General features: G+C 58.5%; 10 protein-coding genes. 2 read left to right on the top strand and 8 right to left on the bottom strand.

Annotated elements, in window-relative coordinates; translation table 11 throughout:
* Window positions 1–7: 7 nt before the first annotated feature.
* From rseP to rpsB, 8 genes are all read right to left on the bottom strand, one after another.
* The gene (rseP, locus tag E0F99_RS10615; protein WP_083359809.1) at window positions 8–1,360 is read right to left on the bottom strand and encodes a sigma E protease regulator RseP; all 1,353 of its coding nucleotides are present in this window, start codon (window positions 1,358–1,360) and stop codon (window positions 8–10) included.
* Window positions 1,361–1,413: 53 nt separating this feature from the next.
* Window positions 1,414–2,604, bottom strand: coding sequence for a 1-deoxy-D-xylulose-5-phosphate reductoisomerase (gene ispC, locus E0F99_RS10610; protein WP_083359810.1), 1,191 nt, complete (start codon window positions 2,602–2,604; stop codon window positions 1,414–1,416).
* Window positions 2,601–3,410: a phosphatidate cytidylyltransferase gene (locus E0F99_RS10605; RefSeq protein ID WP_083359811.1), complete on the bottom strand. Its 810-nt coding sequence runs from the start codon at window positions 3,408–3,410 to the stop codon at window positions 2,601–2,603. The genes ispC and E0F99_RS10605 overlap by 4 nt, the downstream gene beginning before the upstream one ends.
* Window positions 3,411–4,166: a polyprenyl diphosphate synthase gene (uppS, locus tag E0F99_RS10600; RefSeq protein ID WP_064451153.1), complete on the bottom strand. Its 756-nt coding sequence runs from the start codon at window positions 4,164–4,166 to the stop codon at window positions 3,411–3,413.
* Between the two features lie 17 nt (window positions 4,167–4,183).
* Entirely contained in the window at window positions 4,184–4,741 is a 558-nt protein-coding gene (gene frr, locus E0F99_RS10595) for a ribosome recycling factor (protein ID WP_049709667.1), read from the bottom strand.
* Complete coding sequence (gene pyrH, locus E0F99_RS10590; RefSeq protein ID WP_071487452.1) at window positions 4,738–5,481, bottom strand: UMP kinase; 744 nt, start codon at window positions 5,479–5,481, stop codon at window positions 4,738–4,740. Before pyrH ends, frr begins: the two co-directional genes overlap by 4 nt.
* A gap of 211 nt (window positions 5,482–5,692) precedes the next feature.
* Window positions 5,693–6,556 carry a translation elongation factor Ts gene (gene tsf, locus E0F99_RS10585; RefSeq protein WP_083359812.1) on the bottom strand — a complete coding sequence of 288 codons (864 nt, stop codon included), beginning with the start codon at window positions 6,554–6,556 and terminating at the stop codon, window positions 5,693–5,695.
* A gap of 191 nt (window positions 6,557–6,747) precedes the next feature.
* Window positions 6,748–7,485 carry a 30S ribosomal protein S2 gene (gene rpsB, locus E0F99_RS10580; RefSeq protein WP_003219330.1) on the bottom strand — a complete coding sequence of 246 codons (738 nt, stop codon included), beginning with the start codon at window positions 7,483–7,485 and terminating at the stop codon, window positions 6,748–6,750.
* Between the two features lie 386 nt (window positions 7,486–7,871).
* On the opposite strand from rpsB, the gene map reads away from it, so the two are divergent.
* Both map and E0F99_RS10570 read left to right on the top strand, forming a co-directional pair.
* The gene (gene map / locus E0F99_RS10575) at window positions 7,872–8,654 is read left to right on the top strand and encodes a type I methionyl aminopeptidase (RefSeq protein ID WP_083359813.1); all 783 of its coding nucleotides are present in this window, start codon (window positions 7,872–7,874) and stop codon (window positions 8,652–8,654) included.
* Window positions 8,655–8,717: 63 nt separating this feature from the next.
* Window positions 8,718–11,420, top strand: a complete 2,703-nt coding sequence (locus E0F99_RS10570; protein WP_130908761.1) for a [protein-PII] uridylyltransferase — start codon at window positions 8,718–8,720, stop codon at window positions 11,418–11,420.
* The last annotated feature ends 6 nt before the right edge of the window (window positions 11,421–11,426 follow it).

The raw sequence follows: 11,426 nt of genomic DNA, 5'->3' as shown, positions 1-11,426 counted from the left end.
CGAAGCGTTACAGTCGTCCCAGATCGTTGACCAGAGCTAACAACATCACTCCGACCACCAAACTGATACCGATCTGTATCCCCCAACCCTGCACCCGATCCGACAAGGGGCGACCACGCACCCACTCGACCAGATAAAACAACAGATGCCCCCCATCCAATACTGGAATGGGCAGCAAATTCAGAACTCCAAGGCTAATACTCAGATAAGCCAGGAAATTCAGGAAATCCGCGACACCCGACTGGGCAGAAGCGCCCGCCACTTTAGCAATGGTTATCGGTCCACTCAAGTTTTTTACCGAGAGCTCGCCGAACAACATTTTCTTGAGCGATTCGAGAGTCAGCACACTCATGGTCCAAGTGCGTTTTGCACCCTCGCCAATTGCCGCCAACGGCCCGAAGCTAACCTCCCGCACCATCGAAGGCGGCCACTCGACACCTTTCACCCCGGCACCTAGGTAACCCCCAGCCGCCTTGGCTTCCCCGCGAACCGACAGCGTCACAGGGACGTCGATTTGAGCACCATCACGCTCAACTTTCAGCACAATTTTGGTATCAGGGCGTACACGCACCAGGTCGACCACTTGTTGCCAGTCGCCCAGCGCCTGGCCATCGAGTGCCAGCAAACGGTCGCCAGTTTTTAAGCCGGCAGCCTGCGCCGGACCTTTCGGGTCCAGCTCGGCGAGCACCGGCGGCAACGCCGGGCGCCACGGACGAATGCCCAGGGACTTGATCGGGTCAGGCTCATCCGCCCCCTTGAGCCAATGGTCCAGAGCCAACTCACGCGGCGTCTCGGCGGTGGAATACTGATCGCGCACCACGACATTGATGGTGCCGCTTTCACCCATGCGGCGTACCAACTGCAAATTGACTGCGCCCCACCCTGTGGTCGGCTCGCCATCAATAGAAACAATTTCCTGCCCCACGACCAGGCCGGCCTTAGCCGCCATGCTGTCCGCCTCGACCGCGCCGATGACCGGGCGCACCTGCTGACTGCCCATCATGGCCAAGACCCAGAAGAACACGATCGCCAACAAGAAGTTGGCGATCGGGCCGGCTGCAACAATAGCGATACGCTGACGAACGGTCTTACGATTGAAGGTTTGGTCCAACTGATCAGCAGGCACTTCGCCTTCGCGCTCATCGAGCATCTTGACGTAGCCGCCCAACGGAATGGCTGCAATCACGAATTCGGTGCCACGACGGTCGTGCCAGCGCAGTAACGGCATGCCGAAACCGACGGAAAAGCGCAATACTTTGACGCCGCAACGACGCGCCACCCAGAAGTGGCCGAATTCGTGGAAGGTAACCAGCACACCCAGAGCAACCAGGGTGCCGACAATCATGTAGAGCGCACTCATCTAATTTCTCCGCATTCCAATCCAGTGCCTGAAGACTTAAACCTGCCCACAGACTAACGCGCGTTGCGGTTCAACCATTGCTCAGCCAGCGCACGGGCTTTTGTATCAACCTCGAACACTGCCGCTAAATCATTAACTGCCACTACCGGCTCAAGGCTCAAAACGTCCTCGATGATACTCGCGATCTGCGGAAAGCGGATGCGCCGTTCGAGAAACGCCGCCACGGCCACTTCATTGGCCGCATTGAGCATCGCCGGTGCACTGTTACCCACCTGCGCCGCCTGTCGCGCCAGGCGCAAGCACGGAAAACGCTGCTCATCCGGGGCCTCGAAGTCCAAGCGAGCAATCGCAAACAGGTCCAACGGAGCAACGCCGGAGTCAATCCGCTCCGGCCAAGCCAGGGCATTGGCGATTGGCGTGCGCATGTCAGGGTTGCCCAACTGGGCCAACACCGAACCGTCCACATAGTCGACAAGGGAATGAATCACACTTTGCGGGTGAATCACGACCTCGACCTGATCAGGCCGGGCATCGAACAACCAGCATGCCTCGATCAACTCCAGGCCTTTGTTCATCATGCTCGCCGAATCCACAGAGATTTTGCGCCCCATGGACCAATTCGGGTGTGCACACGCCTGCTCTGGCGACACGTGCTCAAGATCAGCCAATGGCGTTTGCCGGAATGGGCCACCGGAAGCCGTCAGAAGAATCCGCCGTACGCCCACCTGGCTCAGGCCACGGGCAAAGTCACCAGGCATGCATTGGAAAATCGCGTTGTGCTCGCTGTCCAGGGGCAGCAGAACGGCGCCGCTCTTGCGTACCGCCTGCATGAAGAGCGTGCCGGACATGACCAGCGCTTCTTTATTGGCCAGAAGGATCCGCTTGCCGGCATCAACTGCCGCCAGTGTCGGGCGCAAGCCTGCCGCCCCGACAATGGCCGCCACCACGGTGTCAACCTCGGAGTCGGCCGAGACCTGGCACAAGCCCTCCTCACCCACCAACACTTGCGTGGCAAGGCCTGCGGCTCGCAGATCACCCTGAAGGCCGCGCGCTGCTGTTGCTTCAGGCACTACCGCAAAACGCGGCGTGTGGCGAACACACAAGGCCAGCAATTCAGTTAACCGTGTGTAACCAGTCAGAGCAAACACCTGATAACGATCAGGATGACGAGCGATCACGTCCAGGGTACTCAGCCCGACCGAACCGGTCGCGCCCAGTACAGTCACCTGCTGCAGGCGGCTCACGAAGCCGTCATCCACAACAGCACAGCAAACACCGGAATCGCAGCGGTAAGGCTGTCGATACGATCCAGCACACCGCCATGACCCGGCAACAGATTGCTGCTGTCCTTGATCCCGGCCTGGCGCTTGAACATGCTTTCGGTGAGGTCACCGACCACCGAGATAAACACGACCACGGCCGCCCCCAGCAAAGCCAGGAGGATTTCCTTCACCGACCAGTCGCGCACAACACCGACAACCAACGTGATGACCAACGTTAATGCCAAGCCACCGTAAACACCTTCCCAGCTCTTGCCCGGACTGACCGCCGGCGCCAACTTGCGCTTGCCGAAAGCCCGACCGGAGAAGTAGGCACCGATATCCGCCCCCCACACCAGCACCATCACCGCCATGATCAACCAGTTGCCCATCGGCGAATTCTTGATTTCCACCAACCCTTGCCAGGCTGGCAGCAGAATCACCAGGCCAATGACCAATTTGCTGGCCACACTGGACCAGTGGCCACTGGTGCGCGGGTAGGTCAGCACGAGGAAGGTCGCGAGCGCCCACCACAGCACCGCTGCGCCCAACACCCAAGGCACGACAACGCTCGAAAGCGTATACATGAGGAACAGCAGCAGCGCCACGACAGCGGCGTACACCACGCGCGGCAACTGCGCACTGAAACCGGCCAGGCGCGCCCACTCCCAGGCACCCAGGGTCACGACCAGGCCGATAAACAGCGCAAAGCCAGAACCGTCGAGCAGGAAAAACCCGCACAAGGCGATCGGCAGCAGGATCAGTGCTGTGATGATTCGTTGTTTAAGCATTTAAACCCGGGCTCCAGCTTCGATCTGCTCGCTCGTTTTACCGAAGCGACGCTGACGGGAAGCGAAATCGGCCAGCGCATTGCGCATGGCATCGTGTTTGAAGTCCGGCCAGAACAGGTCGGAGAAGTACAGCTCGGTGTAGGCCAGCTGCCACAACAGGAAATTGCTGATGCGGTGCTCGCCACCCGTACGAATGCACAGGTCCGGCAACGGCAGGTCGCCGGTTACCAGGCAGGTTTGCAACAGTTCGGGCGTGATGTCGTCAGGCCGCAAATGCCCGGCCTGCACTTCGCGGGCAAGCCGCTGTGCAGCCTGGGCGATATCCCACTGGCCACCGTAGTTGGCTGCAATCTGCAGGACAAAACGGTTCGAGCCGGCAGTGATAGCCTCGGCTTCGCGCATGGCCGCTTGCAGTTCCGGATGGAACCGCGAGCGATCACCAATGATGCGCAGGCTGATGTTGTTGTCATTGAGGCGCTTGGCCTCACGACGCAGCGCCTTGAAGAACAGGTCCATCAAGGCACTGACCTCTTCGGCGGGCCGCTGCCAGTTCTCGCTGGAGAAGGCAAACAGGGTCAACACTTCAACCTTGGCCTCGGCACACACCTCAATCACGGCGCGCACCGCATCGACACCCGCTTTATGCCCGGCAACGCCCGGCATAAAGCGTTTCTTCGCCCAGCGATTATTCCCATCCATGATGATCGCGACATGGCGCGGCACCGCGGAGGGCACAGTCTGCTTGGTCTTTTCCATGAAGGCGTCCTGACCCCTTATACGGCCATCAGGTCCTTTTCTTTCTCTTCCGTGGCCTTGGTGATCTGGGCCTCGGCGTCTTTCGTCAGTTTGTCGATATCAGCGACAGCACGGCGCTCTTCGTCTTCGCTGATTTCCTTGTCCTTGACCAGCTTCTTCAGGTCACCCAAGGCATCACGACGGATGTTGCGCACGGCCACACGTGCATCCTCAGCGGCACTGCGCGCCTGCTTGGTGAAGCCCTTACGGGTCTCTTCGGTCAAGGCCGGCATGGAGATCAGCAGCAGCTCGCCCAAGTTGGTCGGGTTGAGGTTCAAGCCGGCGCTCTGGATCGCCTTGTCGACGGCGCCGAGCATGTTGCGCTCAAAGGCCACGACTTGCAGGGTTCGGGAATCTTTTACAGTGATGTTGGCCACTTGGGTGATAGAGGTATCAGCGCCGTAGTACGGCACCATTACACTGCCCAAAATGCTTGGGTGAGCCTTGCCGGTACGAATCTGGCCAAACGCATGATTCAGCGAGTCCAGGGATTTCTGCATGCGCTCTTGAGCGTCTTTCTTGATTTCGTTGATCATTGTTCGATTTCCTCGATCAGAGTCCCTTCCGCGCCGCCGTGTACGATGTTCAGCAGGGCACCGGGCTTGTTCATGTTAAATACGCGCAACGGCATCTTGTGGTCGCGGCACAGGCAAATTGCCGTCAGGTCCATCACGCCCAGCTTGCGATCCAGTACTTCATCATAAGTCAGATGATCGAACTTCTCGGCATGCGGGTCTTTGAATGGATCTGCTGTGTAAACACCGTCAACCTTGGTGGCTTTGAGGACCACGTCAGCGTTGATTTCGATACCGCGCAGGCACGCTGCCGAATCAGTGGTGAAGAACGGATTACCGGTACCAGCAGCAAAAATCACCACCTCTTTGGCATCCAGGTGACGCATGGCTTTGCGACGATCATAGTGATCCGTTACACCGACCATGGAAATAGCCGACATGACGATAGCGGTGATATTGGCACGCTCAAGGGCGTCACGCATGGCCAAGGCGTTCATCACAGTGGCCAGCATGCCCATGTGGTCGCCGGTGACTCGGTCCATACCGGCAGCACTCAGTGCCGCACCGCGGAACAAGTTGCCGCCGCCGATCACCAGGCCAACCTGAACACCGATACCGACCAGTTGGCCGACTTCCAGCGCCATGCGGTCGAGTACCTTGGGATCGATCCCGAACTCTTCCGAGCCCATCAGGGCCTCGCCGCTAAGCTTGAGTAGAATGCGTTTATAGCGAGCCTGATAACCACTGCCCTGCTGAGCCATTGCGAATCTCTCCTGCGGCGTATTTTTTAAAAATTCTTGGCGAGCCGTTTACGGCTTGCGTTCACTCTAGCTGGACGCCATCACAGCGCCATCGGAACACGGCTTTGTAAGCCAGTTCCGAAGGGAATCCAAATAAAATTGGCCTTCCCATTTGAAAAGAGGCTGCGCGCGTGAGCGGGCAGCCTCTTTCGGGCGACAGTTAAAAACTGTCTTATTGCTTGGCGGCAGCCAGCTGGGCAGCAACTTCTTCAGCGAAGTTGTCGACCGGCTTCTCGATGCCTTCGCCTACTTTGTAGTAAGTGAAGGAAACGATTTCAGCACCGGCCTTCTTAGCCAGTTCGCCAACCTTGATTTCAGGGTTCTTGACGAACGCCTGCTCAACCAGGCTCGCTTCAGCCAGGAACTTGCTGATACGGCCTTTGATCATGTTTTCAACGATGTTTTCTGGCTTGCCGGCGATCTTGTCAGCGTTCAGGCTCAGGAACACAGCTTTTTCGCGCTCGATTGCGTCAGCAGACACTTCCGATGGCAGCAGGAACTCAGGGTTGCTTGCCGCTACGTGCATAGCGATGTCTTTAGCCAGCTCAACGTCGCCGCCTTTGAGGGCAACCACAACGCCGATTTTGTTGCCGTGCAGGTAGCCACCGACCACATCACCTTCAATGCGAGCCAGGCGACGGATGTTGACGTTTTCGCCAACCTTGCCGACCAGTACCAGGCGAGCAGCTTCTTGAGCTTCGATCAACGGCTCAACAGTGGTCAGTTTGTCGGCGAACGCTTTTTCAACGCTAGCAGCAACAAATGCCTTGAAATCGTCCTGCAGAGCCAGGAAGTCGGTCTGCGAGTTCACTTCCAGCAGAACAGCGGACTTACCGTCTTCTTTCAGAGCGATAGCGCCTTCAGCAGCTACGTTGCCTGCTTTCTTGGCAGCCTTGATAGCGCCGGAAGCACGCATGTCATCAATGGCTTTTTCGATGTCGCCGCCGGCCTTGGTCAAGGCCTTTTTGCAATCCATCATGCCTTCGCCGGTGCGCTCACGCAGTTCTTTAACCAACGCTGCAGTAATCTCTGCCATTTCAAAATCCTCTTGGATAGGTTTTCAACCATTCCACCCGATCAAACGGGCGATCAATTCTTCCCGAATCACCCTTGTAGGCCGCTGCACGTTACAGGTGTTGTAGCTGCGCTGCCGACAAATGGTTTTCGAGGTGGCAAAAAGGGGGCCAAGCCCCCTTTTTGCTTACTGAGTCAACGCCAGGGCGTTAATTACTCAGCGGCAGCTACCGGAGCTTCTTCAACGAACTGCTCGGTACCACCAGCAACGTGGTTGCGACCACGGATTACAGCGTCAGCCATCGAACCCATGTACAGCTGGATAGCGCGGATTGCGTCATCGTTGCCTGGGATGATGTAGTCAACGCCTTCCGGGCTGCTGTTGGTATCGACTACGCCGATAACCGGGATGCCCAGCTTGTTGGCTTCGGTGATCGCGATGCGCTCGTGATCAACGTCGATAACGAACAGTGCGTCAGGCAGACCGCCCATGTCCTTGATACCACCCAGGGAACGATCGAGCTTTTCCAGGTCGCGAGTGCGCATCAGCGCCTCTTTCTTGGTCAGCTTGGCGAAAGTACCGTCTTCGGCTTGCACTTCAAGGTCACGCAGACGCTTGATGGAAGCACGGATGGTTTTGAAGTTGGTCAGCATGCCGCCCAACCAGCGGTGATCGACGTACGGCGAACCGCAACGTGCTGCTTCTTCAGCAACGATCTTGCCAGCGGAACGCTTGGTGCCAACGAACAGAATCTTGTTTTTACCCTGAGCCAGGCGCTCTACGAAAGTCAGCGCTTCGTTGAACATTGGCAGGGTTTTTTCAAGGTTGATAATGTGGATCTTGTTACGCGCGCCGAAAATGTACTTACCCATTTTCGGGTTCCAGTAACGGGTCTGGTGACCGAAGTGCACACCGGCCTTCAGCATATCGCGCATATTGACTTGGGACATGATAGTTCCTTAATAAGTCGGGTTTGGCCTCCACGTATCCCAATGACCAACCAGCGGCATTCGCCTCCGGCACCCAGGTCATCGTGTCGACACGTGTGTGGATTTAAGCTTTACGGGGCATCCCCGGAAAGCGGCGCATTTTATACCACACGAAGGACAAAAACGAAACCCGCAATCACATTTGCCGTCTTGCGCTTTTGCGTAAGCCTTTGAATAGAGCCACCCTGCCCCCACGTTATAGAGAGAAGCGATCGTCAGACGCTCATGATTTGCCGCCCGCGTCTGGTAGAATCGCGTTTTTTGTGGCGTGTGCGAATTCTGCAACCTTTTGTCGCACACCCGTAAACCGTATTGATTTCAGCGCGTCGCGCTAGAGAGAGCCTGTAATGACCGTTAGTTTGAAAACCGCCGAAGATATCGCCGGCATGCGCATCGCCGGCAAACTGGCTGCCGACGTGCTGGAAATGATCGCCGAACACGTCAAGCCCGGCGTCACCACCGAGACCCTGAACCAGATCTGCCACGACTACATCGTCAATGTGCAGGGCGCCATCCCTGCCCCTCTGAACTACAAAGGCTTCCCCAAGTCGATCTGCACATCGGTCAACCACGTCGTCTGCCACGGGATTCCAGGCGACAAGCCGTTGAAGGACGGCGACACCCTGAACATCGACGTCACCGTGATCAAGGACCGTTATTTCGGCGACACCAGCCGCATGTTCCACGTCGGCACCGTGCCGGTCTGGGCCGAGCGCCTGTCCCAGGTCACCCAGGAATGCATGTACAAAGCCATCGAGATCGTCAAACCCGGCTGCCGCCTGGGCGACATCGGTGAAGTGATTCAGAAGCACGCCGAAAAGAACGGCTTCTCGGTGGTGCGCGAATTCTGCGGCCACGGTATCGGCACGGTGTTCCACGAAGAACCACAGATCCTGCACTACGGCCGCGCTGGCACCGGCATGGAGCTCAAAGCAGGCATGACCTTCACCATCGAACCGATGATCAACCAGGGCAAGGCCGACACCAAGGTACTGGGCGACGGTTGGACCGCCATCACCAAGGACCGTAAGCTCTCGGCCCAGTGGGAACATACCCTGCTGGTCACCGAAACCGGCTACGAGATCTTTACGTTGCGTGCCGACGACACGATCCCACGCATTTCGGCCTAAGGGTTGCCTCGGTTTTCCCCCGTAACCCTGTGACCGCTTATAGATAGAAAGGAAAGCCGATCGATGCCCCAGGTGGATCCCGAACTCTTCGACCGTGGCCAGTTCCAGGCCGAACTGGCCCTGAAGGCGAGCCCAATCGCCGCCTTCAAGAAGGCTATCCGCCAAGCCCGCGAGGTGCTCGATGCACGCTTTCGCAGCGGCCGGGACATTCGTCGGCTGATCGAGGACCGCGCCTGGTTCGTCGACAACATCCTGCAAAAGGCTTGGGAACAGTTCAGTTGGAGTGAAGACGCCGATATCGCCTTGGTGGCCGTCGGCGGTTATGGCCGTGGCGAGCTGCACCCGTATTCCGACATCGACCTGCTGATTCTGCTAGACAGCGCCGATCATGAGATCTTTCGCGATTCCATCGAGCGTTTTCTGACGCTTTTGTGGGACATCGGCCTGGAAGTAGGTCAGAGCGTGCGCTCGGTGGACGAATGCGCCGAAGAAGCCCGCGCCGACCTCACCGTCATCACCAACCTGATGGAGAGCCGTACCATTGCCGGCCCCGAGCGCCTGCGTCAGCGCATGCTGCAAGTCACCAGCACAGCGCACATGTGGCCAAGCAAGGATTTCTTCCTGGCCAAGCGCGCCGAGCAGAAAGCCCGGCACCACAAATACAACGACACCGAATATAACCTGGAACCCAACGTCAAAGGTTCACCGGGCGGGCTGCGAGATATCCAGACGATCCTGTGGGTGGCGCGTCGCCAATACGGCACCCTGAACCTGCGCGCCCTGGCTGGCGAAGGCTTCCTGGTGGAAAGCGAAAATGCCCTGCTGGCCTCGTCCCAGGAGTTCCTGTGGAAGGTGCGCTACGCCTTACACATGCTCGCCGGGCGTTCCGAAGACCGCTTGCTGTTCGATCACCAGCGCTCCATCGCCACTCTGTTGGGCTTTGAAGGCGAAGACGCGAAGACCAGCATCGAAAGCTTCATGCAGCAGTACTACCGGGTGGTGATGAGTATTGCCCAGCTCAGCGATCTGATCATCCAGCACTTCGAAGAGGTGATCCTGGCCCCCGACGACGAAGCGCCGCCACAGCCGATCAATGCGCGCTTCCAACTGCACGATGGCTATATCGAGGCACGCAACGACAACGTATTCCGCCGCACCCCGTTCGCCATGCTGGAAATCTTCGTATTGATGGCCCAGCAGCCGGAAATCAAAGGCGTGCGCGCCGACACCATTCGTTTGCTGCGGGAAAACCGTCACCTGATCGACGACGAGTTTCGCAACGATATCCGCAACACCAGCCTGTCTATCGAGCTGTTCAAGTGCCGCATCGGCATCCACCGCAACCTGCGCCGGATGAACCGCTACGGGATTCTCGGGCGCTACCTGCCGGAGTTCGGCTTCATCGTCGGGCAGATGCAACACGATCTGTTTCACATCTACACCGTCGACGCCCACACCCTGAACTTGATCAAACACCTGCGTAAGTTGCAGTACACCCAGGTGTCAGAGAAATTCCCGCTGGCCAGTAAGCTGATGGCCAAGCTGCCCAAGCCCGAGCTGATCTACCTGGCTGGCCTGTACCACGACATCGGCAAGGGCCGGCATGGCGATCATTCGGAAATCGGCGCGGTGGACGCTGAAGCCTTCTGTCAGCGCCACCAACTGCCGCTGTGGGACAGCCGCCTGATTGTCTGGCTGGTGCAAAACCACTTGGTAATGTCGACCACCGCCCAGCGCAAGGACCTGTCCGACCCGCAGGTGATCCACGACTTCGCCGGGATCGTCGGTGATGAAACCCGCCTCGACTATTTGTATGTGCTGACCGTTTCCGACATCAACGCCACTAACCCGACGCTGTGGAACTCGTGGCGCGCCAGCCTGCTGCGCCAGCTCTACACCGAGACCAAGCGCGCGCTGCGCCGTGGCCTGGAAAACCCGGTGGACCGCGAAGAGCAGATCCGCCGCACGCAAAGCGCGGCCCTGGATATCCTGGTGCGCGGCGGCAATGACCCGGATGACGTCGAGCAGTTGTGGTCGCAACTGGGTGACGATTACTTCCTGCGCCACACTGCTGGCGATGTGGCCTGGCACAGTGACGCAATCCTGCAGCAGCCGGCCGACGGCGGCCCGCTGGTGCTGATAAAGGAAACCACCCAGCGCGAATTCGAGGGTGGCACGCAGATCTTCATCTACGCGCCCGACCAGCACGACTTCTTCGCCGTGACCGTGGCCGCCATGGACCAGCTCAACCTGAACATCCATGACGCCCGCGTGATCACCTCGAGCAGCCAGTTCACCCTCGACACCTACATCGTGCTCGACACCGACGGCGACTCCATCGGCGACAACCCGGTGCGCGTGAAAAAGATCCGCGAAGGCCTGACCGAAGCCCTGCGTAACCCGGACGATTACCCGACCATCATCCAGCGCCGGGTGCCGCGCCAGCTCAAGCACTTTGCCTTCGCGCCACAGGTGACCATTTCTAACGACGCCCAACGCCCGGTGACCGTACTGGAGCTCAGCGCGCCCGACCGCCCGGGCCTGCTCGCGCGAATCGGCGGAATTTTCCTGGAGTTCGACCTGTCGCTGCAGAACGCCAAGATCGCGACCCTCGGCGAGCGCGTGGAAGACGTGTTTTTTATTACCGACGCCGACAATCAGCCGCTGTCCGATCCTGAACTGTGCCGACGTTTGCAGGATGCAATCGTGCAGCAATTGAGCGTGACCCAGGAACCCGGTATCGAGCTGACGCGACTGACTATATGAACCTAC

This window comes from Pseudomonas antarctica (assembly GCF_900624995.1).
Lineage (GTDB): Bacteria > Pseudomonadota > Gammaproteobacteria > Pseudomonadales > Pseudomonadaceae > Aquipseudomonas > Aquipseudomonas antarctica.
This window is presented reverse-complemented; position numbering and strand designations above follow the sequence as displayed.